The 22,560-nt window shown below is 75.1% G+C and carries 23 protein-coding genes; 10 read left to right on the forward strand and 13 right to left on the reverse strand.

Translation table 11 applies throughout. The annotated features are described in order from the left end of the window. Positions 1–2: 2 nt before the first annotated feature. Positions 3–1,256, forward strand: a complete 1,254-nt coding sequence (locus tag ET526_RS07890; RefSeq protein WP_135467142.1) for an ABC transporter substrate-binding protein — start codon at positions 3–5, stop codon at positions 1,254–1,256. 95 nt (positions 1,257–1,351) lie between these two features. On the opposite strand, the gene ET526_RS07895 is transcribed toward ET526_RS07890, so the two are convergent. The 6 genes from ET526_RS07895 to ET526_RS07920 all read right to left on the reverse strand — a co-directional run bounded on the left by ET526_RS07895 (position 1,352) and on the right by ET526_RS07920 (position 7,390). Continuing rightward, positions 1,352–2,137 (reverse strand): ABC transporter ATP-binding protein, encoded by a 786-nt coding sequence (locus tag ET526_RS07895; RefSeq protein WP_135467143.1) that lies wholly within the window; start codon positions 2,135–2,137, stop codon positions 1,352–1,354. Further along, the gene (locus ET526_RS07900) at positions 2,134–2,922 is read right to left on the reverse strand and encodes an MlaE family ABC transporter permease (RefSeq protein ID WP_135467144.1); all 789 of its coding nucleotides are present in this window, start codon (positions 2,920–2,922) and stop codon (positions 2,134–2,136) included. Before ET526_RS07900 ends, ET526_RS07895 begins: the two co-directional genes overlap by 4 nt. Beyond that, positions 2,922–3,995 carry an alanine racemase gene (alr, locus tag ET526_RS07905; protein ID WP_135467145.1) on the reverse strand — a complete coding sequence of 358 codons (1,074 nt, stop codon included), beginning with the start codon at positions 3,993–3,995 and terminating at the stop codon, positions 2,922–2,924. Before alr ends, ET526_RS07900 begins: the two co-directional genes overlap by 1 nt. A gap of 78 nt (positions 3,996–4,073) precedes the next feature. Continuing rightward, positions 4,074–4,547, reverse strand: coding sequence for a PaaI family thioesterase (locus ET526_RS07910; RefSeq protein ID WP_135467146.1), 474 nt, complete (start codon positions 4,545–4,547; stop codon positions 4,074–4,076). Further along, complete coding sequence (locus ET526_RS07915; RefSeq protein ID WP_135467147.1) at positions 4,528–6,045, reverse strand: replicative DNA helicase; 1,518 nt, start codon at positions 6,043–6,045, stop codon at positions 4,528–4,530. Before ET526_RS07915 ends, ET526_RS07910 begins: the two co-directional genes overlap by 20 nt. A gap of 112 nt (positions 6,046–6,157) precedes the next feature. Beyond that, positions 6,158–7,390 carry an SAM-dependent methyltransferase gene (locus ET526_RS07920; RefSeq protein WP_135467148.1) on the reverse strand — a complete coding sequence of 411 codons (1,233 nt, stop codon included), beginning with the start codon at positions 7,388–7,390 and terminating at the stop codon, positions 6,158–6,160. A gap of 119 nt (positions 7,391–7,509) precedes the next feature. On the opposite strand from ET526_RS07920, the gene ET526_RS07925 reads away from it, so the two are divergent. Both ET526_RS07925 and ET526_RS07930 read left to right on the forward strand, forming a co-directional pair. Next, positions 7,510–8,490: a diacylglycerol/lipid kinase family protein gene (locus ET526_RS07925; protein ID WP_135467149.1), complete on the forward strand. Its 981-nt coding sequence runs from the start codon at positions 7,510–7,512 to the stop codon at positions 8,488–8,490. Continuing rightward, positions 8,487–9,281 carry a metallophosphoesterase family protein gene (locus tag ET526_RS07930; protein ID WP_135467150.1) on the forward strand — a complete coding sequence of 265 codons (795 nt, stop codon included), beginning with the start codon at positions 8,487–8,489 and terminating at the stop codon, positions 9,279–9,281. The genes ET526_RS07925 and ET526_RS07930 overlap by 4 nt, the downstream gene beginning before the upstream one ends. A gap of 7 nt (positions 9,282–9,288) precedes the next feature. Here ET526_RS07930 and ET526_RS07935 read toward each other — a convergent pair whose 3' ends face one another. From ET526_RS07935 to ET526_RS07945, 3 genes are all read right to left on the reverse strand, one after another. Continuing rightward, a complete protein-coding gene (locus tag ET526_RS07935; protein ID WP_135467151.1) occupies positions 9,289–10,428 on the reverse strand; it encodes an MFS transporter in 1,140 nt (379 codons plus the stop codon). 84 nt (positions 10,429–10,512) lie between these two features. Further along, positions 10,513–11,247, reverse strand: a complete 735-nt coding sequence (locus ET526_RS07940) for an SLATT domain-containing protein (protein WP_135467152.1) — start codon at positions 11,245–11,247, stop codon at positions 10,513–10,515. Between the two features lie 89 nt (positions 11,248–11,336). Beyond that, positions 11,337–12,071, reverse strand: a complete 735-nt coding sequence (locus ET526_RS07945) for an FkbM family methyltransferase (protein WP_135467153.1) — start codon at positions 12,069–12,071, stop codon at positions 11,337–11,339. 91 nt (positions 12,072–12,162) lie between these two features. Here ET526_RS07945 and ET526_RS07950 point away from each other — a divergent pair, with 91 nt between their 5' ends. From ET526_RS07950 to ET526_RS07970, 5 genes are all read left to right on the forward strand, one after another. Continuing rightward, positions 12,163–14,955: a helicase-related protein gene (locus tag ET526_RS07950; protein WP_240048307.1), complete on the forward strand. Its 2,793-nt coding sequence runs from the start codon at positions 12,163–12,165 to the stop codon at positions 14,953–14,955. Positions 14,956–14,958: 3 nt separating this feature from the next. Continuing rightward, complete coding sequence (locus tag ET526_RS07955; RefSeq protein WP_135467154.1) at positions 14,959–15,255, forward strand: RNA-binding S4 domain-containing protein; 297 nt, start codon at positions 14,959–14,961, stop codon at positions 15,253–15,255. A gap of 134 nt (positions 15,256–15,389) precedes the next feature. After that, entirely contained in the window at positions 15,390–15,722 is a 333-nt protein-coding gene (gene fdxA / locus ET526_RS07960) for a ferredoxin FdxA (RefSeq protein ID WP_135467155.1), read from the forward strand. Between the two features lie 636 nt (positions 15,723–16,358). After that, on the forward strand, positions 16,359–17,084 hold the full coding sequence (locus tag ET526_RS22340) for a CarD family transcriptional regulator (protein ID WP_135467156.1): 726 nt from the start codon (positions 16,359–16,361) through the stop codon (positions 17,082–17,084). A gap of 69 nt (positions 17,085–17,153) precedes the next feature. Beyond that, positions 17,154–17,654: a cupin domain-containing protein gene (locus ET526_RS07970; protein ID WP_135467157.1), complete on the forward strand. Its 501-nt coding sequence runs from the start codon at positions 17,154–17,156 to the stop codon at positions 17,652–17,654. A gap of 34 nt (positions 17,655–17,688) precedes the next feature. On the opposite strand, the gene ET526_RS07975 is transcribed toward ET526_RS07970, so the two are convergent. Further along, positions 17,689–18,849, reverse strand: coding sequence for an MFS transporter (locus tag ET526_RS07975; protein WP_135467158.1), 1,161 nt, complete (start codon positions 18,847–18,849; stop codon positions 17,689–17,691). A gap of 126 nt (positions 18,850–18,975) precedes the next feature. Here ET526_RS07975 and ET526_RS07980 point away from each other — a divergent pair, with 126 nt between their 5' ends. Then, positions 18,976–19,467 (forward strand): MaoC family dehydratase, encoded by a 492-nt coding sequence (locus ET526_RS07980; protein WP_135467159.1) that lies wholly within the window; start codon positions 18,976–18,978, stop codon positions 19,465–19,467. Then, positions 19,464–20,435 carry a Bug family tripartite tricarboxylate transporter substrate binding protein gene (locus ET526_RS07985; protein ID WP_135467160.1) on the forward strand — a complete coding sequence of 324 codons (972 nt, stop codon included), beginning with the start codon at positions 19,464–19,466 and terminating at the stop codon, positions 20,433–20,435. Before ET526_RS07980 ends, ET526_RS07985 begins: the two co-directional genes overlap by 4 nt. A 40-nt stretch (positions 20,436–20,475) precedes the next feature. On the opposite strand, the gene ET526_RS07990 is transcribed toward ET526_RS07985, so the two are convergent. The 3 genes from ET526_RS07990 to ET526_RS08000 all read right to left on the reverse strand — a co-directional run bounded on the left by ET526_RS07990 (position 20,476) and on the right by ET526_RS08000 (position 22,520). Then, positions 20,476–20,772, reverse strand: coding sequence for a SemiSWEET family sugar transporter (locus ET526_RS07990; RefSeq protein ID WP_135467161.1), 297 nt, complete (start codon positions 20,770–20,772; stop codon positions 20,476–20,478). 63 nt (positions 20,773–20,835) lie between these two features. Continuing rightward, positions 20,836–22,029 carry a 23S rRNA (adenine(2503)-C(2))-methyltransferase RlmN gene (rlmN, locus tag ET526_RS07995; protein ID WP_240048309.1) on the reverse strand — a complete coding sequence of 398 codons (1,194 nt, stop codon included), beginning with the start codon at positions 22,027–22,029 and terminating at the stop codon, positions 20,836–20,838. Then, on the reverse strand, positions 22,011–22,520 hold the full coding sequence (locus ET526_RS08000) for an invasion associated locus B family protein (protein WP_135467162.1): 510 nt from the start codon (positions 22,518–22,520) through the stop codon (positions 22,011–22,013). Before ET526_RS08000 ends, rlmN begins: the two co-directional genes overlap by 19 nt. Between the last annotated feature and the right edge of the window lie 40 nt (positions 22,521–22,560).

Consider the following 22,560-nt stretch of genomic DNA (forward strand, 5'->3'; position numbering starts at 1 on the left):
CCATGAGCAAAGACCCGCAGACCCCGGCGGCGGGGCGCCGCGCCCTGATCCGCGCCGCCGGCGCCGGACTCGCCGCCGCGGCCATCTGGCCGGCTGGCCGCGCCACGGCGCAGATCTCGGACGGCGCGGTGCGAATCGGCGTGCTGAACGACATGTCCGGCCCCTTCGCCGACCAGCAGGGGATGGGCGACGTCGTCTCCGCCCGCCTCGCCATCGAGGATTTCGGCGGCCGGGTGCTCGGCGCCCCGATCGAACTGGTCTATGGCGACCTGCAGAACCGCCCCGATGTGGGGATGCAGATCGCCCGGCGCTGGTACGACCAGGAGCGGGTGGACGCGATCTTCGGCATCGGCAACTCCGCCGTCGCGCTCGCCGTGCAGCAGCTCACGCGGGAGAAGGGGCGGATCAACGTCTCGGTCGCGGCCGGCACCACGGACCTGACGGGGCGGGCCTGCTCCCCGCTCGGCATCCACTGGACCTACGACAATTACGCGCTCGCCCGCGGCACGGTGGGCGCGATGATGGGCGAGGGGCGGCGACGCTGGTTCTTCATCACCTCCGACTACGCCTTCGGCCATTCCCTGGAGCAGAACGCCGCCGCGATCGTGAACCAGCTCGGCGGGCAGGTGGTGGGCTCGGTGCGCGCGCCGCTGAACGAGACCGACTTCTCCTCGCACATCGTGCGCGCCGTGGGCTCCGGGGCGCAGGTGGTCGGGCTCGCGGTGGCGGGGACGGACCTGATCAACGTGGTCAAGCAGATGGGCGAGTTCGGCGTGGTGCGGCGCGGCGTCCAGCCCGCGGCGCTGCTCTGCCTGCTGACCAACGTGAAGGCGATCGGGCTCGAGACCGCGCAGGGCCTGGTGTTCACCGAGGCCTATTACTGGGACCAGAACGACGAGACCCGCGCCTATGCCGAGCGCTTCGCCCGCATCCACGGCCGCCCGCCCACCATGTTCCAGGCCAGCATGTGGGGGGCGGTGACGCACTACCTGAAGGCGGTGCAGGCCGCCGGCACGGACGCCGCCGAGCCCGTGATGGCGAGGATGCGCGAGATGCCGATCAACGACTTCATGACCAGGAACGGACGCATCCGCGAGGATGGGCGGGTGATCCGCGACATGTACCTGATGCGCGCCAAGCGCCCGCAGGAGGCGCGCGGGGAGTGGGACCTGCTGGAGGTGGTGCGCACCATCCCCGGAGAGGAGGCGTTCCGCCCCTTGTCCGAGAGCGACTGCCCGCTGGTGCGGCGGACCTGAGCCGGCGGAAGGCGTGGTGCGTCCGGGTCGTTTCCGCGGCCGGGTGGAAACGGCGCCGGGGCGTTTTCCGCGAGCCAGGGCGACCGGAAAATACTCTAGCGCCGCAGCTCCATCTGGATCGGCCCCTCGCGCTCGCCCCGCGCGAACTGGTCCACCATGGCGTTGCCGGTGTTGCCGAGCGTCGCCGCCGGGCCGGTCCAGACGATGCGGCCATGGTGGATCATCGCGGCGAGGTCGCCGATGCGCCGCGCGCTCGCCATGTCGTGGGTGATGGACACCGCCGTGGCGCCGAGGCGCTTGACGCAGTCCACGATCAGCCCGTCGATCACCGCGCCCATGATGGGATCGAGGCCGGTGGTCGGCTCGTCGAAGAAGATGATGTCGGGCCGCGCCGCGATCGCCCGCGCCAGCGCCACGCGCTTCTGCATCCCCCCCGAGAGCTCGGCCGGGTAGAGGTCGCCGACGCTGGCGGCGAGGCCGACCTGCGCCAGCACCTCGGCCGCCTTGTCGCGCGCCGCGCGGCGGGTGATGCGCTTCTGCGCCAGCAGCTTGAAGCAGACATTCTCCCACACCGGCAGGCTGTCGAACAGCGCGCCGTTCTGGAACAGCATGCCGATGCGGTCGCCCACCGCCTCGCGCTCCCGCCGCGGCATGCTGAGCAGGTTCCGCCCGTCGATCTCGACCACCCCCTCGTCCGGCTCGATCAGGCCGAGGACGCACTTGATCGTCACCGACTTGCCGGAGCCCGACCCGCCCAGGATCACCATGGAGTGGCCGGCCGGCACGTCGAGGTTCACGCCGTCCAGCACCTGCTTCTCGCCGAACGCCTTGCGCAGGCCGCGCAGGCGGAGCTTCGGCGTCTCCTGCGCGCCGTCTCTCATTGCGCGAAGAACATCTCGGTCAGCACGTAGTCGGTGGCGAGGATCAGGATGGAGGAGGCGACCACCGCCGTGGTGGTGGCGCTGCCCACGCCCTGCGCCCCGCCCTGGCTGTTGTAGCCGCAGAAGGTGCCCATCAGCGTGACGATGAAGCCGAAGACCGAGGCCTTCACCAGCCCCGAGACCACGTCGATCGTCTCGAGTATGTCCCAGGTCGAGCGCAGGTACGCCGCCGAGACGAAGCCGAGCTTGGTGGTGCCGATCAGCCAGCCGCCCATCACGCCGAGGATGTCGGCCACCACCACGAGCAGCGGCAGCGCGATCACGCCGGCGAGGATGCGCGGCGCCACCAGGTACTTCATCGGGTCGGTGGAGAGCGTCCGCAGCGCGTCTATCTGGTCGGTCACGCGCATGGTGCCGATCTCGGCGGCGAAGCTCGCGCCGATGCGGCCCGCCACCATCAGCCCGGCCAGCACCGGCCCGAGCTCGCGCGTCAGGCTCAGCACCACCACCCCCGCCACCGCGGACTGGGCGTTGAAGCGGGCGAAGCCGGTGTAGGACTGCAGCGCCAGCACCATGCCGGTGAAGATCGCGGTCAGCGCCACCACGGGGAGCGAGTAGTAGGCGATCTCCACGAAGGCGCGGCCGAACAGCCGCCAGTGGAAGGGTGGGCGGACCAGGTGGCTCAGCGCCTCCAGGGCGAACAGCGCCACCGCGCCCGCCATACGGCAGGCCGCGATCGCGCCGCGGCCGAGCGCGGCCAGCGGGTCGAGGAGGAGCGCGCCCATCACGCCGGCAGGTAGGCGCGCCGGTAGCGGGCGCCGAGCGCGGTCAGGATCTCGTAGCCGATGGTCCCGGCCAGGGCGGCGAGGTCGTCCGGCGTGCGGCCCGGCCCGATCAGCTCCACCATGGTGCCGGGCGCGCAGTCGGGGATGTCGGTGACGTCGAAGGTGATGAGGTCCATGGAAACCCGCCCGACCAGGGGCACGGGCCGTCCGGCGACGCAGCCCGTCGCCCGGCCCGAGAGGGCGCGAAGGTATCCATCGGCATAGCCCGCCGCAACCGTGGCCACCCGCGCCGGGCGCGGCGCGGTCCAGGCGGCGCCGTAGCCCACCGTCGCCCCCGCCGGCACCTCGCGGAGCTGCAGCACCGGCGCGGCGAGGCGCACCGCCTGGCGCATCGGGTTGGGCCGGCCGGGCGTCGGGTTGATGCCGTAGAGCGCGGCGCCCGGCCGCGCGAGGTCGGAGGCGAAGCCGGCGCCGAGGAAGAGCCCCGAGGAGTTGGCGAGGCTGCGCGGCACCCCGGGCGCGAGGCGGGCGCAGGCCGCGGCGAAGCGCGCCGCCTGGGCGGCGTTCAGCGCGTGGTCCGGCTCGTCGGCGCAGGCGAGGTGCGTCATCACGAAGCGGAGGTCGAGCCCCTCGCGCAGGCCCGGATCCTCCGCGAGCGCCGCCTGCTCCCGCGCGTCGAGGCCGAGCCGGCTCATGCCGGTGTCGAGGTGCAGGATGGCGGGGGCCGGGCGGCCGGCCCGGCGCGCGGCGGCGGCATGGGCGGAAAGCCCGGGCAGGGAGTTCAGCACCGGCACGAGCCCCGCCCCCTCGTCGGCGCCCGGCGCGAAGCCGTTCAGCACCGCGATCATGGGGCCGGGCCCGAGCGCCTCGCGCACCGCCACCCCCTCGGCGAGATGGGCGACGAAGAAGTGCTGGCAGCCGGCCTCGCGCAGCGCCCGCGCCACCGGCACGGCGCCGAGCCCGTAGGCATCCGCCTTCACCACCCCCGCCACCGCCCCGCCTTGATGGCGGTCGCAGAGCGCGCGCCAATTCGCCGTGATGGCGCCGAGATCGACGGTCAGCACCGCCTGCATGGGTCCCCTCCGCCCCGCACCGGGCGGGCATGGCCCGCAATGCCGCCCCTGGCAAGCCCGCGCCGCCGGGGGGGCGGGTCAGCCCGGTGCGGCGCCGGCCCGCATGATGCTCTGCTGGAGCGCGGCGCAGGCGTGCCTCTGCCCCTCCTCCAGCACGAACACGTCAACCCGCGTGACCAGGACGGAACGCCCGGCGCGCAGCACCGCGCCCTCGGCGAGCAGGCGCCGCCCCGCGGCGGGACGCAGGAAGTTGATCTTGTACTCCAGGGTCAGCACCTCGCTGCCCACCGGCAGCAGGGTGAGCGCCGCGTAGCCCCCGGCCGTGTCGGCCAGCGCGCCGACGATGCCGCCGTGGAAGAAGCCGTGCTGCTGGCTCACCCCCTCCGAGAAGGGCAGCTCGAGGGCGCAGCGGCCGGGGCCGAGCTCCGTGATCGCGGCGCCGATGGCGCACATCAGCCCCTGGCGCGCGAAGCTCGCGCGCACCTCGGCCGCCTTCCCCGCCGGCAGCCCCTCCTCCGCCATCGCCGGCCGCTCAGCCTTCGATGCCGCCATGCACCAGGTCGAGGTCGCCGAAGCGGGTGAACTCCGCCTCGAAGAACAGCGGGATGGTGCCGGTCGGGCCGTGGCGCTGCTTGGCGATGATCAGGTCGGCGCGGTTGTGCACCTCCTCCATCTTCTGCTGCCAGCGCAGCAGCGCGTCCTGGAACTTCTCGTCGCTCTCGAAGGCGGCGATCTTCGGCTGCTGCGCCTGGATGTAGTATTCGTCGCGGTAGACGAACATCACCATGTCGGCGTCCTGCTCGATCGAGCCGGATTCGCGCAGGTCCGAGAGCTGCGGCCGCTTGTCCTCCCGCTGCTCCACCTGGCGGGAGAGCTGCGAGAGGGCGAGCACCGGCACCGAGAGCTCCTTGGCGATCGCCTTCAGCCCCTGGGTGATCATGGAGATCTCGAGCACCCGGCTCTCCGGGCGCGTGCCGGGGGCGGGGCGCATGAGCTGGAGGTAGTCCACCACCACGAGCTCCAGCCCGCGGGTGCGCTTCAGGCGCCGGCAGCGGGTGCGCAGCGCCGAGATGGTGATCGCCGGCGTGTCGTCGATCACGATGGGCATCGCGGCGAGCTCCCGGCTCACCTCGACGAAGCGGTCGAAGTCGCGCTGCGAGATGTCGCCGCGGCGGATGCGGTCGCCGGAGATGCGGCTCGCCTCCGCCAGCAGGCGGGTGGCGAGCTGGTCGGCGCTCATCTCGAGCGAGAAGATCGCCACCTGGCCGCGCGGCAGCGCGTCCGCCCCCTGCTCCTGCGCCTCGCGCACCAGGGCCTGGGCGGCGCCGAAGGCGATCCGGGTGGCGAGCGCGGTCTTGCCCATGCCCGGCCGCCCGGCGAGGATGACGAGGTCGGAGGGGTGCAGCCCGCCGGTCTTGCGGTCGAGATCGCGCAGCCCCGTGGACAGGCCGGAGACGCCGCCCGGCGTCGAGAAGGCGCGCTCGGCGTTCAGCACCGCCTCGGCCAGCGCCTTGTCGAAGCCCTTGAAGCCGCCCTCCGCGCCGCCGCCCTTGGCCAGCTCGAACAGCGCCTGCTCGGCGGCCTCGAGCTGCTGCTGCGCGTCGAGTTCCGGCTCGGCGCCGAAGGCGCGGTTCACCACCTCCTCGCCGGCGTCGATGAGCTGGCGGCGCAGCCAGCAGTCGTGGATGATGCGGCCGTATTCCCCGGCATTGATGATGCCGACCATGGCCGAGAGGAGCTGCGCCAGGTAGGCGGGGCCGCCCACCTCCTCGAGCAGGCCGGAATGCTCGAACTCCCCGCGCAGCGTCACCACGTCGGCGATCTGCCCGGCCTCGATCCGCCGCTGGATGGCGCGGTAGATCCGCCCGTGCACCGGGTCGGCGAAGTGCTCGGGGGCGAGGAACTCCGACACCCGCTCATAGGCCTTGTTGTTGGCGAGCAGCGCCCCGAGCAGCGCCTGCTCCGCCTGCGGGTTGGAGGGCGGGACGCGCTGCGAGAGCCCGAGCAGGCCGCTCTCGCGGAAGGGGCCAGGCGAGTCTATGCTGTTCATGCGGGCAGCCTAGCGCAGCTTCGGCCCTGTGGATTATGGGGATGGCTGTGGATAGCGGGGAGGAGTGGGCGCCGCCGCCGCGGCCGTGGCGCCGCGGCCACGCCCCCCACCCTCAGGCCGAGACCGGCTGGCGCGGCGGCGCCCGCTCCGCCTCGAACATGTAGTCCCGCGTCAGCGGCAGCGCCTCCTTCTCCCGTGCCAGCTGCAGCTGCCAGACCATGTGGTCGGTGCGGCGGAAGCTCAGCTCGCAGCCGGCGAGATAGAACTCGAACATGCGGCAGAAGCGCTCGTCGTACAGCGCCTGGATGGCGTCGCGGTTGGCGGCGAAGCGGCGCCGCCACTCGCGCAGCGTCAGGGCGTAGTGCAGGCGCAGCACCTCGAGGTCGGTGATCCAGAGGCCGGCCTTCTCCACCGCCGGCACCACCTCCGACAGCGCCGGGGCATAGCCGCCCGGGAAGATGTACTTGGCGAGCCAGGGATTGGTGGAGCCGGGGCCGGAGCTGCGGCCGATGGCGTGGATCAGCGCCACCCCGTCCGGCTTCAGCGCCTCGCGCACCCGGCGGAAGAAGGTGCGGTAGTGGTCGATGCCCACATGCTCGAACATGCCGACCGAGACGATGCGGTCCACCGGCTCCCGCCAGGCGCGGTAGTCCATCAGCTCGAAGCGCACCTGTCCGGAGAGCCCCGCCTCCTCGGCGCGCTGCCGCGCCACGGCGAGCTGCTCCTCGCTCAGCGTGATGCCGGTGACCCGCGCCCCCCAGTCGCGCGCCAGGGTGAGCGCCATGCCCCCCCAGCCGCAGCCGATGTCGAGCACGTGCAGCCCCGGCCGGTCGAGGCGGAGCTTGGCGGCGATGTGGCGCTTCTTCGCCGCCTGCGCCTCCTCCAGCGTCTCGTCGCCGCGCGGGAAGTAGGCGCAGGAATACTGCCGGTCCCGGTCGAGGAACAGCGCGTAGAGCCGGCCGTTGAGGTCGTAGTGGTGGGCGACGTTGCGCCGCGCCCGCGCGGCGGGGTTGAGCTGGTCCACCCGGCGCCGCGCCAGGCGCAGCCCGGCCATGAGCCGCTCGCCCGGGTGGGCGCCGCCCGACCACACGTTGGTCACCAGCACGTCCAGCAGCTCGTAGATACTGCAGCCGAGCGGCTCCACCTCGCGGTCCATGTAGAGCTCGCCCATGGCGAGCGCCGGGTTCAGCACCAGCCGGCGTTGCGCCCGGCCGGTGGCGATGGCCATGGCCGCCTCCGGCCCCGGCCCGCCCTCGTAGCGGCGCTCCTGCCCGTCGGGGAAGCGGACCGTCAGCCGGCCGTGGCGGATCAGCCTGGTCAGGATCGCGTGCAACAGCATTGGCATGCCCTCCCTTCCTCGGGAGACTGTGCCCGCGGCGCCACGGCGGGTCCAGCGCCACCGGCGGCCCCTGCCGATCGAACCGGGAGCCGGCCGCACCGTTCCCGCCGCGGCGGAGGAGCCGGATGCGCATTGCAGTCGTCATCAACGCCGCCGCGGGCGGGCTGATCGGCAAGGCCGAGGCGGCCGCGACCGTGGCGGAAACCCTGTGCGCCGCCGGGCTCGACCCGGTGGTGGTCCCGCCCGAGGGCACGCTCGGGGAGCGGCTGGACGCCGCCCTCGCGCTCGGCGCCGCCGCCGTGGTGGTGGGCGGCGGGGACGGCACCATCACGGCCGCGGCGCAGCGCCTGGTCGGCACCGGGGTGCCGCTCGGCATCCTGCCGCTCGGCACCATGAACGTGCTGGCGCGCGACCTCGGCCTGCCGCTCGGCCTCGAGGCGGCGGCGGCGGCGCTGGCGCACGGCCATGCGCGCGCGATGGACGCGGCGGAGGTGAACGGGCACGTCTTCCTCAACGCCTCGGTCATCGGCCTGCCCTCCCATCTCGGGCGGCACCGCGAGCGCGAGCGCGGCCGGCTCGACCTGCGCGGCAAGCTGCGCTTCGCCACCGCGGCGCTGCGCGGCGTGGTCCACCACCCGCCGATGCGCCTGCAGATCACGATCGGGGAGGAGCACGCGCGGGTCTGGACCCGGGCCTTGGCGGTGACCAACAACCGCCTCGACGAGGACGCCGCCCGCTTCCCGGCGCGCCAGGCGCTCGATCGCGGCGAGCTCGGCCTCTACGTGGCGCAGGATTTCGGCGCCTGGTGGGTGACGCGCTTCGTGCTGCGCGTGCTGCTGCGCCGCTGGCGCTACCACCCGGAGCTGACCTTCGCCACGGCGCCTGAGATCGTCATCCACAGCCCCCGCCACCGGCTGCGGGTGATGAACGACGGGGAGGCGCTGCTGCTGGAGACGCCGCTGCGCTACCGCATCCTGCCCGGCGCGCTGCGCGTGCTGGTGCCCCCCGACGCCCCGGCCGAGACCGCCCCCGCCCCGCCCCTCGGCGAGACGGCGCCGGAGCGCACCGGCGAGGCCCTGCCGGACCTTGGCGCCGGGGGGCGATGAGGCGCATCGCCCACCTCTCCGACCTGCATTTCGGCGCGACGGACCCGGCGGTGGTGGAGGCGCTGGCGGCCGAGCTCGCCGCCGACCGGCCGGACCTCGTGCTGATCAGCGGCGACCTCACCATGCGCGCGCGCCGGCGCGAGTTCCGCGAGGCGCGCCGCTTCATCGAACGCCTGCCCGGCCCGGTGCTGGCGGTGCCCGGCAACCACGACGTCTCGCCCTTCCGCCTGGTCGAGCGCTTCCTCGACCCCTTCGCCACCTGGCGGCGGGAGCTCGGCCACGCCACGGAATGGCTGTGGCAGGATGCGGAGCTCGCCGTGGTCGGGGTGAACACGGCGCGGCGCGGCGGGTGGTACCTCGACTGGTCGCGCGGCCGGGTCAGCCCGGCGGCGCTCGGCCGCGCCTGCGCCCGCCTCGCGGGCACGCCTCCCGGGCTGTTCCGCATCGTCGTCGCGCACCACCCCTTCCTGCCGCCGCCGCACGATCCCGGGCGGCGGCTGGTGGGCGGGGCGCAGCGCGCGCTCGAGACCTTCGCCGCGCACGGGGTGCGGCTGCTGCTCGCGGGGCATCTCCATCTCGGCTACGTGCGCAGCCGCAGCGTGGAGGTGCTGCCCGAGGGCGGCAGCGCCACCGTCGGCGGCTCCGGCCTGCTGGTGGTGCAGGCGGCGACCGCGACCTCGACGCGGCTGCGCGGCGAGCCGAACGCCTACAACCGCATCACCATCGAGGACGGCACGGCGCGGATCGAGGTGCGCGCCTGGGACGGCGCGGGGTGGCGGACGGCGGCATGAGGCGCCCTCACCCCGCCGGCAGGGCGCGGCGCAGCCCCGCCGCCAGGGGCAGCGCCAGGGCGCAGAGCGCCGCCATGGCCCAGAAGGCCGCGCCGCCGAAGGCGGCGTAGAGCGGCCCCGCCGCCAGCATCAGCAGGCCGGAGGCGAGCCCGACCCCGAGCGAGGCGTGCAGCGTCTGCGCCGTCGCCGCCCGCGCCGGGGGCTGGCGCGCCAGCACGCGCATCGCCGCCAGGTGCTGCGCCCCGAAGGTGGCGGCGTGCAGGAGCTGCACGGCGGCCAGCGCCGGCAGCCAGGTGGTCTCCGCCGTCACCGCCCAGCGCAGCACCCCCGCCGCGGCGGCGAGCGCGGCGAGGCCCGGCGCGCCGAGGCGGTCGGCCAGCCGCTTCCCCCAGAGGAACAGCGCCACCTCCGCCACCACCCCCTCCGCCCAGAGCAGCCCGATCACGGCGAGAGAAAGGCCCGCCGCCTGCCAGTGGATGGTGGCGAAGCCGTAGTAGAGCGCGTGGCTGCCCTGGATCAGCGCCGAGAGCGGCAGCAGCCAGCGGAAGCCCGGCTCGGCAAAGGGGGCGCGGAACCCGCCGCCGCCGCGCGGCGGCGGCGGCGCCGCCGGCAGCGCCAGGGCGGCGAGGCCGGTGGCGAACAGGCACAGGACGAACAGCCACACCACGCTCGCCATGCCGGCGGCGGCGGCAAGCTGCCCCGCCGCCACCGCCGCCAGGATGAAGGCCACCGAGCCGGCCGCCCGCACCCGCCCGTAGTCGAAGCCGAGCCGGCGCGAGGCGCCGAGGCAGAGCGCGTCGGTCAGCGGGATCACCGGCGCCATGGCCAGGCTGTGCGCCAGGCTGACCAGCAGCAGCGCCAGGAAGGCCTGCGCCAGCCCGAACCCCGCCGCCGTCGCGCCCGCGAGCAGCGCCGCCGCCACCAGCACCGCCCGCGCATCGCCCAGCGCATCCGCCGCCCGTCCGATCAGCGGCGCGGCCAGCAGCCGCACCGCCGAGCCGGCGGCGAGCACCGCCGCCACCTCCGCCGGCGCGAGGCCGTGCCCCGCCAGCACCGCCGGCAGGAAGGGCAGCATCACGCCGATGGCGGCGAATTGCAGGGCGAAGAGCAGGGCGAATCGCCAGGCGGCGGAGCGGGAGGGGGACACGCGGCCGGACGCTGCGCGCACCGGCCCCGCCTGGCAAGCGGTCGCCGCCTCCCCCGCCCCGCCGGCGGTGCGGGGCCGCGCGCCTCAGGAGGCCGGACGCCGCCCGGCCTCCACCGCCAGCAGGCGCAGGCCGTGATCGGCCTCCGCCGCGCCGCGGGTCTGCGCCATCGCTCCGGCCGGGATCACCGGCGCCGCCTCGTGGATCTCGGCGCGGCGCTTGGCCATGCCCTGCAGCCGGCCGATCAGGTCGGCGCGGTCGGCCTCCGCCGTCGCCACCAGGTTGCGGAACTGCCGCGCCTCGTCGGCGAGGGCGGTGTAGCGCTTGCCCGCCGCGCCATGCAGGCCGGCCCGGCCCGAGGGGTCGAGGAAGCGCACCGCCGCCGCGACGACCCCGGCGATCAGCGCCCCGATGGCCAGGGCGCGCCTCATCCAGAGGGTCAGGCCCGACCCGCCCGCCTGCCCCTGCGCGGCGAGGTCCGCCCCCTGCGCGGCAAGGCCGCTGTCGGCGAAGGCGGTGGCGATGGTCCCCGCGGTGAGCGCGCCGAGCACCGCCATGACGATGCCGAGATAGGTGCTCCGCCGCTCCCACACGGCGCAGGCCTCGAACTGGGCGCGGGCATGGAAGCGGCACTCGTACTCGATTTCCGCCGCCTCGGCCCGCGCCCGTGCCAGCCAGGCCTCGGGCGCCCTGTCGGGCACCCGCTCCTCCCCGGCGCCCATGCCGCCCGGCAGCGCCAGGAGCTTGCGCTCCCCCTCCCCGCCGGCGCCATGCGCCGCGGCCTCGGCCGGCAGCCCCGCCGTCCTGGTGGTGTCCTGCATGGGTCGTCCCTCCGCGTGCCGGTGCGGCACGGAAGGATTGCGCCGGCAGCCGCGGCGGCCGCGCTGTGCGCTGGCGCACGCCGGCCGGCTCAGCCCGCGGCGTGGCGGAACAGCCAGTCCCCGTCGGCCATCGGCGGGCGCGGGGCGGGCACCGCCTCGGCCCGGTAGCCGAGCGCCTCCAGCCGCCGCCACAGCGCCTCGGGCGCGCTGCCGGCGCGCTCGAGCCGCTGCCGCGCCACCTCCAGGTAGAGCGCCGGGCGGTGGCGGGCGAGGGTCTCCGCCGCGCCCGCCAGCACCGCCTCCTCCCAGCCCTCGACGTCGATCTTGAGCAGGTCCACGCGCGGCAGCGCCATCGCCGCGACCAGCGCGTCCAGCGTCACCACCGCCACCGCCTCGCGCACCGCGGGGCGGGCGGCGTCGGGGGCCAGGCTGGCAGCGCCGTAGCCCATGGCGCCGGCGCGCTTCAGCGGCGTCGCCAGCACCGCGACGCCGGGCGCGGCGCCGAGCGCGGCCGCCACCACGGCGACGTTGCGCCGCCCCCGCAGCAGCAGCGCCAGGCGCAGCACGGAGCGGGCATAGCTGCTCGGCTCCACCGCCACCACCTGGCCGCGCGGCACCAGGGCGGAGAGCAGCCGCGTCACCTGCCCGCCATGGGCGCCGACGTCGATCGCCACCCCCTCCGGCGGCAGCAGCGGCCGCAGCAGCGGGGCGAGCGCGGCGTGGTCCTGGCGCAGGGTGGACTTCCAGAGATGCTCGAGCCAGGAGCGGCCGGGCCGGAAGCGGAACCACCCGGCGGGGCGGGGCGAGGCGGCGGGGCGGGGCACCGCCCCGCACTACCGCACCGGGCGCCCCGCGTCACCCGCTCTCCGCCGCCGTGCTTGCCATTCCCCGCGTCCCGGCCCATGGATGGCGCCGATGTCGGACCTCCGCCCCCCCATGTTCGACGCCCGGGTCAAGGCCGTGCTCGGCCCCACCAACACGGGCAAGACCCACCTCGCCATCACCCGGATGCTGGCGCATGCCTCCGGCATCATCGGCTTCCCGCTGCGCCTGCTCGCGCGCGAGAACTACGACCGGATGGTGGCGCAGAAGGGCGAGCGCCACGTCGCCCTGATCACGGGGGAGGAGAAGATCGTGCCCCCGGAGGCGCGGTGGTTCGCCTGCACGGTGGAGGCGATGCCGCTCGACCGCCGCGTGGAATTCCTCGCCGTGGACGAGATCCAGCTCTGCGCCGACCCCGATCGCGGCCACGTCTTCACCGACCGGCTGCTGAACGCCCGCGGCATGGTGGAGACCATGTTCCTCGGCGCCGAGACCATCCGCCCGCTGCTGCAGCGCCTGGTGCCGCGCGCCGAGGTGGAGACGCGCCCGCGCCTCTCCCAGCTCACCTATGCCGGCCTCGCCAAGCTGACGCGGCTGCCGCCGCGCTCCGCCGTGGTCGCCTTCTCCGCCGCCGAGGTCTACGCGATCGCGGAGGCGATCCGCCGCCGCCGCGGCGGCTGCGCGGTGGTGATGGGCAGGCTGAGCCCGCGCACGCGCAACGCCCAGGTGGCGCTCTACCAGAACCGCGAGGTGGACTTCCTGGTCGCCACCGACGCGATCGGCATGGGCCTCAACATGGACGTGGACCATGTGGCCTTCGCCTCCCTCACCAAGTTCGACGGCCACCAGGCGCGCGCGCTGACGCCGCAGGAGGTGGCGCAGATCGCCGGCCGCGCCGGGCGGGGCATGCGCGACGGCACCTTCGGCGCCACCGCCGACTGCCCGCCGCTGCCCGACGACATGGTGGGCAAGGTCGAGAACCACGCCTTCGAGCCGCTGCAGGCGCTGGCCTGGCGCAACTCGGACCTCGACTTCTCCGGCGTGGACGCGCTGCTCGCCAGCCTCGCCGCCCCGCCGCCGGAACCCGGGCTGACCAAGGGCCACGACGCCACCGACCACGTCATCCTCTCCATGCTGGCGCGTGAGCCGGAAATCCGCGCCCTGGCGCAGGGCCGCGCCCGCGTCAGGCTGCTGTGGGAGGCTTGTCAGGTCCCCGATTTCCGCAAGCTCGCCGACGAGAGCCATGTGCGCCTGTGCGGGCGCATCTTCACCCATCTCGCGCAGGAGGGGACGTTGCCGGAGGCGTGGGTGGCGGGGCAGATCGCGCAGTGCGGCAGCACCGAGGGCGACATAGACACGCTGATGGCGCGCCTCGCCTCGATCCGCGTCTGGGCCTATGTCGCCGCGCGCGCCGACTGGGTGCGCGACGCGCCGCGCTTCCAGCAGGAGGCGCGCGCGGTCGAGGACGCGCTGTCCGACGCGCTGCACGAGCGGCTGATCGCCCGCTTCGTGGATCGCCGCGCCGCGCACCTGATCCGCCGCCTCGACGACACGGAGGAGGAGCTGCTCTCCGCCGTCACCCGCCGCGGCGAGGTGGTGGTGGAGGGGCACACGGTGGGCATGGTGGAGGGCTTCGTCTTCCACCCCGGCGCGGAGGCGGCGAACGAGGAGGAGCGCCGGCTGGCCCTGCGCGCCGCCCGCCGCGCGCTGCGCGAGGAGATGCCGCGCCGCGTCGCCGCACTGGAGGCGGCGAAGGACGAGGCCTTCGCCCTCACGCCCGCGCACCGCATCACCTGGACCGCGCCCGGCGCCGAGCCGGCCGAGATCGCCCGGCTGCGGCCGGGGCCGGAGCCCGCCAGGCCGCAGGTGGAGGTGCTGCCCTCCGAGTTCCTCGACGGGGCGCAGCGCGAGCGGGTGCGGGCGCGGCTGGCGCAGTTCGTGGAGGCGCTGATCGCGCGCGAGCTCGGCGCCATCGCCGCGGTGGAGGCGAAGGCGGAGGCCGACGCCGCGCTGCGCGGCCCGGCCTTCCTGCTGCGCGAGGCGCTCGGCCTCGCCCCCGGCGCCACCGAGGCGACCATGCCGCCCGAGCTGCGCCAGAAGCTGAAGGCGATCGGCATCCGCGCCGGCCGCTTCGCGCTGTTCGTGCCCGAGGCGCTGAAGCCGCGCGCCATGGCGCTGCGCGCGCAGATCTGGGCGCTGGCGCGCGAGATCCCGACCCCCGCCCTGCCCCCGCCCGGGCTGGTGGCGCTGCCGCGCCGCGACGGACCGGCGGAGGAGGGCGCGCCGCCGGCCGGCTGGCCGCCAGGCTTCGCCGAGGCGATGGGCTGGCTCCCCGCCGGGCCGGTGCTGCTGCGCCTCGACGTGGCGGAGCGGATCGCGGCCGAGCTCGGCTTCCTGACGCGCCGCGCCCCCGCCCCGCCGCCGCCCGATCTCGCCAGCCGGCTCGGGGTGAAGGCGGACATGCTGGGCGCGGCGCTCGCCGCCCTCGGTTTCCGCCTGCTCGAGCCGGCGCCCCTCGAGGAGGGCATGTACGGCCCTCCCACCCCGCTGCGGGTGGCGCAGCTCCGCCCGCGCGGCGGCCACGGGCAGGGGCGCGACCGGCGCGGCGCGCAGGGGGGCGCCCAGCGGCCGCAGCGCGAGCGCCGCCCGCACCACGCCGCGGAGGGGGAGCAGGCGCCCGCCGAGCGGCCGCCGCGCGAGCGCCGCGAGGGGCGGCCCTGGAAGGACCGGCCCCGCCCGGGCGGGGCGCCGCCCGCCGAGCGGCCGCGGCGGGAGCAGCCGCAGGGCGGCCAGGGCCGGGACCGGCAGGGCAAGGGCGGCCGGGACGCGAGCCTGCCCAACCCGGATTCCCCTTTCGCGATCCTGGCGACCCTCAAGCTCCGCTGAGCCGTGGCCGAGGCGGAAGACCGGGACTGGCAGCGCCTCGACAAGTGGCTGTGGTGCGCGAGGGTGGCCAAGACCCGCGCCGCCTGTGCGCGGCTGGTGGAGGCCGGCGCCTTCCGCATCAACCGCCAGCCGACCGACAAGCCGCATGCGCGCCTGCGCCCGGGCGACGTGCTGACCTTCGCCCTCGGCGCCCCCGGAAGGGAGGAGGTGCGGGTCTGGCGGGTGCTGGCCCTCGGCGCGCGCCGCGGCCCGGCGGCGGAGGCGCGCACGCTCTACGAGGACCTGACACCGGACTGCTAGAACCAGCATCGCGGCCACGGCCGGACGCGGGCGCCCCGAGGAGCGCGCATGGCTGCCATGCGCTTGCGCCGCAACGCGGCCTGATCCAACTCTTCGCCAGCCCCGCCCGGGGCGGCACGCAAGGGACCCGGCACGTGACCTACGTCGTCACCGAGAACTGCATCAAGTGCAAGTACATGGACTGCGTGGAGGTGTGTCCGGTGGACTGCTTCTACGTGGGCGAGAACATGCTGGTGATCCACCCGGATGAGTGCATCGACTGCGGGGTGTGCGAGCCGGAGTGTCCGGCGGAGGCGATCGTGCCCGACAGCGACGACCGGGCGGCGGAATGGGCGGAGTTGAACCGCACCTACGCCAGTGAGTGGCCGAACATCACCCGCAAGGGGGAGCCGCCGCCCGACGCCGATGCCTGGAAGGACAAGCCGAACAAGCGGGAACTGTTCAGCGCCGCGCCCGGCAAGCCCTAGAGCCTGACGGCTCTATCCTGAAAGTCGAGGCGCGCCGCTTTTTCTGTCTTCTGGTGACAGAAGCCACGAAGAGAGATATGGTTTCAGCGCCATGGCGGCCGGCGGAAACTGGCAGGCGCGGCCCGGCTTCCCATATTGGGGGACCGGACGGCGAGGCGGTCCGGGCCAGCCCAGGCCAAGGAGAGGGCCGCGGGTGTCCCACCCCCAGCCGTGCTCGACCGGATCGCGCCGCAGGAGAGTTGTTGGCATATGAAGGCACCCGCTCGCGCCAAGGCATCGAGCAAGCGTCCGACGAAGGGAACCTCTTCCGGCAGGACCAGCCGCCCCGCGGCGAAGGCGAAAGCGGTGACGACCCCCCGCCGCGCGGCACAGAAGGCGGCCGCCAAGCCCGCAGCGAAGCCCACGCCCAAGGCGGTGAGCCGCACGGCCAAGACCGCCACGCCCGCCAAGGCAGCCAAGCGGACGACACCCGCCAAGACCCCCGCCAAGGCGACGAAGCCGGCCCCTGCCCCGAAGCCGGCCACCGGCAGCAAGCCGGCCGCCAAGCCCGCCCCCTCCAGGCCGGCGGAGGCCAGGGTGGCCAAGCCCTCGCCGCCGCCCCGGCATGAGGCTGGGCAGGATTCCAAGGCCCCCGCCATGCAGGCGAAGCCCGCGGCTTCCTCCCGGCCGGCGGCGAGCCCCCCGCCGCAGGAGGCGCCCCCGGCAGGGCCGGCACGGGAAGCGGCCGCCGCCGCTCCTCCGCCCCCGAAGCCGGAGCCGAAGGCGCCCCCCCGCCCCGCTTCCCCGCCCGGCCTGCGGGAGACTCAGGCGGAGACGCCCGCCCCGCCGAGGCGCGAGGGCGCCCCGGCGGCCCCCGCCCGCCCGCCTGCCAAGCCGGTCGAGTTCAAGGCGGGGGACCATGTGGTCTACCCGACCCACGGCGTTGGCACGGTGCAGGGGATCGAGACCATGCAGGCGGCCGGCATGTCCCTGCAGATGATCGTCGTCACCTTTGACGAGAACCGCATGACCCTGAAGGTGCCGGTCAACAAGGCCGCCTCCTCGGGGCTGCGCAAGCTCGCCGCGCCGGATTCCATGCGGGAGGCGCTGGAGACGCTGAAGGGCAAGGCCCGTATCAAGCGCACCATGTGGTCGCGCCGGGCGCAGGAGTACGAGCAGAAGATCAACTCCGGCGACCCGGTGCAGATCGCCGAGGTGGTGCGGGACCTGCACCGCAACGCCGGCCAGCCCGACCAGTCCTTCTCCGAGCGGCAGATCTACGAGCAGGCGCTCGATCGCTTGGCCGCGGAGCTCGCCGCCATCGACCGCACCGACAAGGTGGCGGCGACGGAGAAGCTGATGCAGCACCTCAAGGCGGGCTGACCCCGGCGGGGCCGCCCGCCCCTCGCGCCGGCGCGCCGCCGGCAGGATCGCCCGCCAGGAGGAGACGCCATGGGACTCTCGCTCGACCGCTTCGCCGCGCAATGCCACGACGCGCTGAAGAGCCATCCCGGCCCCGAGGGACGCAAGCGGGTGGTGGCGCTGGTGCGGGAGGCGCTGCGGGACCCCGACTTCGTCGCCGCCCACATCCCGGAAGACGGGCCCGAGCGGAAGGTGCTCTACGAGGACCCGGAACTCGGCTTCACCATCCTCGCCCACGCCTATGCCGGCGCCAAGGACAGCAGGCCGCATGACCACGGCCCCTCCTGGGCGATCTACGGCCAGGCCGCCGGCGAGACGATCATGACCGACTGGGAGTGCGTGGAGCGGCCGCGCGAGGGCCGCCCCGGCAAGGCCCGCCGCCTCCGCGACTACACGCTCCGCCCGGGCGACGCCCATCTCTACGAGCCCGGCGTGCTGCACTCCCCCCGCCGCGACGGCCCGACGCGGCTGCTGCGCATCGAAGGGGTCAACATGGACCGGGTGCAGCGCCTGCCCTACGAGCCGGTCTAGAGCGGCGTCGCGCGCCCGGCCGCCCCTGGCCCGCTCAGGGCGCCGCGCCCATCCGCCGCGCGGCGTAGAGCGCCAGCGCCAGCACGCCGAGCGCCGCGGCGGCGAAGGCGGCGGCGTAGCCGGCGAGCGCCAGCACCAGGCCGAAGGCCAGCGCGCCGGCGCTCTGCCCGAGGAACAGCGCCAGGGCGAAGCCGCCGACCGCGGTGCCGCGCGCCTCCGGCAGCGCCTCGGTGGCGCGGGTCTGCAGCACGCCGTGGAACAGGTAGAAGGCGAAGCCGAGCCCGAGCTGCAGCGCCGCCACCACCTGCCAGGAGGGCGCCAGCGCGATCCCGAGCAGCCCCGCGCACAGCCCCGCCCCGCCGAGCAGCAGCAGCCCCCGCTCTCCGAAGCGGCGCACCATGACCCGGGCAAGGCGGGTATAGGCGAGGGCACCGAGGCCGAAGCCGGCGACGATCAGCCCCGCCTCCGCCGCGCCGCGGCCGAAGCGCTCGATCAGATAGGCGCCGACGAAGGGAAAGGCGCCGCCGAACAGGCAGAGGCCGTTGCAGAACGCCACCAGCAGCAGCCGCCGTCCCGCCGCCCGCCCAAGCAGCGCCCGGTAGCCGCTCCCCTTCCCGCCCCCGCCCCGCGCGGCCCGCCACAGCGCCGGGCCGAGCCAGGCCGCCATCGCGCCGCCGACGCCGAGCGCCAGCGCGCCGAGCAGGACGAAGGGCAGCCGCCAGCCCGCCACCTCCGCCACCACGCCGGAGGCCGGGCCGGCGAGGAGCTGGGCCATCACCATGCCGGTGGAGAAGCGCCCGATCGCCGCCTGCCGCTCCTCGTACGGGACCGTGTCGCCGAGATGCGCGAGCAGCAGCGGGATCACCGCCCCGGCGCAGAGGCCGGAGACGGCGCGGAAGGCGATCAGCGTGGGCAGGTCGGGGGCCAGCGCGCAGGCCGCCATCGCCAGGGCGTAGACCAGCAGCGCCAGGGTGGCGACGCGCGGCTTGCCCATCCGGTCGCCGAGCGGCCCGGCGAGGAGCTGCACCAGCCCGTAGGGCAGCACGAAGGCCGCCACCACCCCCGTCGCCACCGCCACCGTCACCCCGAGATCCGCCGCCAGCAGCGGCAGCAGCGGGTCGAGCATGCGCATGCCCGAGCCGGTGGCGAAGCCGGCGAGCGCGAACAGGGCGATGGGGAGGGCAGGAGCGGGCACGCCGGCATCGGGGCGCGGCGGGGGCGCGGGGTCAAGCGCGCGTCGCGCCGGGCTGCCCCGCCGGCAAGGGCAGGTTGACAGGCGGAAGCGGCCCCGCGACCCTCGCCCGAGGAGGAGACGGATCCGATGGGCGAAGAGGCGCAGGCGCCGCTGCTCGGCCGCGGCTTCTTCTGGCAGGATCTCGCCCCCGGCCGGCGCTTCCGCACCTTCCGCCGCACCGTCACCGAGGCCGACCTGATCGGCTTCGTCGCCCTCACCGGCATGCAGGAGCCGCTGTTCCTGGACGCGACGGAGGAGGGGGCGCTCGGCCCCCGGCCGGTGCCCGCGGCGCTGACGCATGCGCTGATCGAGGGGATGCTGCTGCGCGGCATGGTGCACGGCACGGGCCTCGCCCTGCTCGAGACGGCACTGCGCGCGCGCCGCCCGGTGCGGGTCGGCGACACGATCCGCGCCGAGGTGGAGGTGACGGAGATCCGCCCGACCCGCAGCGGCGGGCGGGCGGTGGTGGCCTCGGAGGTGCGGGTGCTGAACCAGCACGGCGAGCACGTGATGGACTACACGGTGAAGCGGCTGCTCGCCGGGCGGCCGGAGCCGACGCAGAGGGAGGAGACCCGATGAACCGACGCGGCCTGCTCGGCCTTGCCGCCGCCGCCACGCTCGCGCGCCCCGCCCCGGCGCAGCCCGCCTTCCCCCAGCGGCCGGTGCGCCTGGTCGTCGCCTTCCCCGCCGGCGGGCCGACCGACGTGATCGCGCGCATCATCGCCGAGCGCATGGCGCGCGACCTCGGCCAGCCGGTGGTGGTGGAGAATCGCGGCGGCGCCAACGGCAACATCGCCGCCGAGGCGGTGTCGCGGGCCGACCCGGACGGGCACACGCTGCTCTACAACACCTCCTCCATCGCCATCAGCCAGGCGCTGTACCGGCGCCTCGGCTACGACCTTGCGCGCGATCTCGCCCCGGTGGCGCTGACCGCGGCGGCGCCGGCGCTGCTGGTGGTGAACCCCGCGGTGCCGGCGCAGGACCCGCAGGGCTTCGTGGCCTGGGCGCGCGCGAATTCCGGGCGCATCAGCTACGGCTCGGGCGGCGTCGGCAACATCTCGCACCTCGTCGCCTTCATGGTGCTGCGCCACATCGGCGCCGAGGCGACGCATGTCCCCTATCGCGGCACCGCGGCGGCGCTGACCGACACCGCCGCGGGCAACGTGCAGTTCATGGCGGACGCGCTGAACACCGCCCTGCCGCTCGCGCAGGACGGGCGGGTGCGCGCCATCGCCGTCAGCACCCGCGCCCGCTCCCCCCTGCTGCCCGAGGTGCCCACCATGGCCGAGGCGGGGATGATGCCACCCGATTTCGACGTGGGGATCTGGCAGGGGATGATGGTGCCGGCGCGCACCCCGGCGCCGGTGGTGGCGCGGCTGAACGCCGCCGCGAACGCCGCGCTCGCCGATGCGGAGGTGAAGGCGCGCCTCGCCGCCATGGGCGCGCGCCCGACCGGCGGCACCGCCGAGGACTATGCGCGCTACCTGGCCGCGGAGGTGGCGCTCTGGGCACGCGTGGTGCAGGAGAGCGGCGCGACGGCGGAATAGGGCCCGCCGCACAGGGTCGGGAACGGCGCCGGCAGCGTCCTCAGCCGGTGGGGTCGAGCGCCGCCGCCACCTGCTCCCGCTTGCGGCGCGGCAGCAGCTTCATCGCCAGGATGAAGGCGGAGAGGGCGAGGCAGATGCCGTTGGTCGCGATCAGCGGCCACTGCCCGAGCAGCAGCCCATAGGTCAGCCACAGCGAGAAGCCGATCACCGTCACCGTGTACATGCGTGCGGAGATGGCGGCCGTGTCGCGGGTGCGGATCACCTTCCAGGCCTGCGGCACGAAGCTGGTGGTGGAGGCGAGGGTGGCGAGCGCGCCGACGATGGTCGCGGCGTCCATGGCGGTCTCCGGCGGGGCTCGCCTCAAACCCCGGCGGCGCGGGGCGGTTCCGCGCCCGGCGGATCAGGCCGCGGCGGGCTTGCGCCTCCCCCGCTCGCTCTCCGTCCTGAGCTGGCCGCAGGCGGCGAGGATGTCCCGCCCGCGCGGGCGGCGGATCGGGCTGGCGTAGCCCGCCTCGTTCACGATCTCGGCGAAGCGCCGCACCGCCTCCGGCGTCGAGGTGCGGTAGGGGCTGCCGGGCCAGGGGTTGAAGGGGATCAGGTTCACCTTGGCCGGGATGCCGCGGATCAGCCGCACCAGCTCCCGTGCCTCGGCCTCCGAATCGTTCACCCCGCGCAGCATCACGTATTCGAAGGTGATGCGCCGCGCATTGGAGGCGCCGGGATAGCGCCGGCAGGCGGCGAGCAGCTCGGCGATCGGGTATTTCCGGTTCAGCGGCACGATCTCGTCGCGCAGCTCGTCCGTCACCGCGTGCAGCGAGACGGCGAGGTTCACCCCGAGCTCCCGCCCGCAGCGGTCCATCATCGGCACCACGCCGCTGGTCGAGAGGGTGATGCGCCGGCGCGACAGGCCGATGCCCTCGTGGTCCATGACGATCCTCAACGCCCGGGCCACGTTCTCGTAATTGTAGAGCGGCTCTCCCATGCCCATGACGACGATGGTGGAGAGCAGGCGCGGCCGCTCGTCCTTCGGACTCGGCCATTCGCCGTAGGCGTCGCGCGCCGCCATGAACTGGCCGACGATCTCGGCGGCGGAGAGGTTGCGCACCAGCCTCTGCGTGCCGGTGTGGCAGAAGCGGCAGGACAGGGTGCAGCCGACCTGCGTCGAGATGCAGACCGCGCCGCGATCCTCCTCCGGATCGGGGATGTAGACCGTCTCCACCTGCTGCCCGTCGCGGAAGCGGAACAGCCACTTGCGGGTCTCGTCCGCGCTGGTCTGCACGGCGGCGACCTCCGGCCGGCCGACCACGAAGCGCTCGGCGAGCCGCGCCTGCAGCGGCTTCGCGATGCTGCTCATCCTGGCGAAGTCGGTGACGCCCTGGTGGTAGATCCAGTGCCAGAGCTGCTTGGCGCGGAACGGCTTCTCGCCGATCGCCGCCATCTCGGCGGCGAGGTCCTCGCGCGAGAGGCCGACCAGGTCGCGCCGCCCGTCCGGCAGCGTCGCCGGGGGCGGGGCGAAGAGCGCGGCCTTGGCGAGGATGCGCGCGCGCTCGGCTTCGGTCAGGGAGGGGTCCGGGGTCATCGGCGTGGCGGGCATTCGCGCGAGATCGCCTCGTAGGCGGCGGTGAAGCCGAGAAGGGAGAAGCTGTCGCGCACCGTGCCGCGCCCGCCCGGGCCGGGGCCGCGCGCCACCGCCTCCCGCCCGGCGCGGAAGGCGCGGATGGCGGCATCGGCGTCGCGCGCCGCGGCGCTCGACCCGGCGGTGTAGAAGTCGAGCTCGGTGCCGCCCACCGCCACCGTCACCTCGGCCCCGCGCGGATAGGGGTAGCCGGCGGAGAGGATCACCGCGTCGCGCTGCCCGGGCCGGTGGGTGACGCTCAGCATCACCCCCTGGCGCTCGCCGGCGCCCTCGCTGCGGGTGGGGCGGGTGAAGGCGTAGCAGACCTTCTGCCCGCCTTCCATGTGGGTGGCGGCGGTCCAGTCCGTATGCTCGCCGAGGAGCTGCGGCCGGGCCTGGGGCTGCTGCGCCGGGGCGGCGGCGGGCAGGAGCGCGGCGCAGAGCGCGAGGATGGGAGGCAGGGATCGCATGCCGCGCTAGATACGGATGCCCTCGCCCGCCAGCAACCGG

Source organism: Crenalkalicoccus roseus, from assembly GCF_004761865.1.
In the GTDB taxonomy this organism is placed as follows: Bacteria; Pseudomonadota; Alphaproteobacteria; order Acetobacterales; family Acetobacteraceae; genus Crenalkalicoccus; species Crenalkalicoccus roseus.

What these genes read in the sequence shown, in the direction of transcription:
- ET526_RS07890 (WP_135467142.1), top strand. Translation starts at nt 3, where the DNA reads ATGAGCAAAGACCCGCAGACCCCGGCGGCGGGGCGCCGCGCCCTGATC.
- ET526_RS07895 (WP_135467143.1), bottom strand. Translation starts at nt 2,137, where the DNA reads ATGAGAGACGGCGCGCAGGAGACGCCGAAGCTCCGCCTGCGCGGCCTG.
- ET526_RS07900 (WP_135467144.1), bottom strand. Translation starts at nt 2,922, where the DNA reads ATGGGCGCGCTCCTCCTCGACCCGCTGGCCGCGCTCGGCCGCGGCGCG.
- alr (WP_135467145.1), bottom strand. Translation starts at nt 3,995, where the DNA reads ATGCAGGCGGTGCTGACCGTCGATCTCGGCGCCATCACGGCGAATTGG.
- ET526_RS07910 (WP_135467146.1), bottom strand. Translation starts at nt 4,547, where the DNA reads ATGGCGGCATCGAAGGCTGAGCGGCCGGCGATGGCGGAGGAGGGGCTG.
- ET526_RS07915 (WP_135467147.1), bottom strand. Translation starts at nt 6,045, where the DNA reads ATGAACAGCATAGACTCGCCTGGCCCCTTCCGCGAGAGCGGCCTGCTC.
- ET526_RS07920 (WP_135467148.1), bottom strand. Translation starts at nt 7,390, where the DNA reads ATGCCAATGCTGTTGCACGCGATCCTGACCAGGCTGATCCGCCACGGC.
- ET526_RS07925 (WP_135467149.1), top strand. Translation starts at nt 7,510, where the DNA reads ATGCGCATTGCAGTCGTCATCAACGCCGCCGCGGGCGGGCTGATCGGC.
- ET526_RS07930 (WP_135467150.1), top strand. Translation starts at nt 8,487, where the DNA reads ATGAGGCGCATCGCCCACCTCTCCGACCTGCATTTCGGCGCGACGGAC.
- ET526_RS07940 (WP_135467152.1), bottom strand. Translation starts at nt 11,247, where the DNA reads ATGCAGGACACCACCAGGACGGCGGGGCTGCCGGCCGAGGCCGCGGCG.
- ET526_RS07950 (WP_240048307.1), top strand. Translation starts at nt 12,163, where the DNA reads ATGTCGGACCTCCGCCCCCCCATGTTCGACGCCCGGGTCAAGGCCGTG.
- ET526_RS22340 (WP_135467156.1), top strand. Translation starts at nt 16,359, where the DNA reads ATGCAGGCGAAGCCCGCGGCTTCCTCCCGGCCGGCGGCGAGCCCCCCG.
- ET526_RS07970 (WP_135467157.1), top strand. Translation starts at nt 17,154, where the DNA reads ATGGGACTCTCGCTCGACCGCTTCGCCGCGCAATGCCACGACGCGCTG.
- ET526_RS07980 (WP_135467159.1), top strand. Translation starts at nt 18,976, where the DNA reads ATGGGCGAAGAGGCGCAGGCGCCGCTGCTCGGCCGCGGCTTCTTCTGG.
- ET526_RS07985 (WP_135467160.1), top strand. Translation starts at nt 19,464, where the DNA reads ATGAACCGACGCGGCCTGCTCGGCCTTGCCGCCGCCGCCACGCTCGCG.
- ET526_RS07990 (WP_135467161.1), bottom strand. Translation starts at nt 20,772, where the DNA reads ATGGACGCCGCGACCATCGTCGGCGCGCTCGCCACCCTCGCCTCCACC.
- rlmN (WP_240048309.1), bottom strand. Translation starts at nt 22,029, where the DNA reads ATGCCCGCCACGCCGATGACCCCGGACCCCTCCCTGACCGAAGCCGAG.
- ET526_RS08000 (WP_135467162.1), bottom strand. Translation starts at nt 22,520, where the DNA reads ATGCGATCCCTGCCTCCCATCCTCGCGCTCTGCGCCGCGCTCCTGCCC.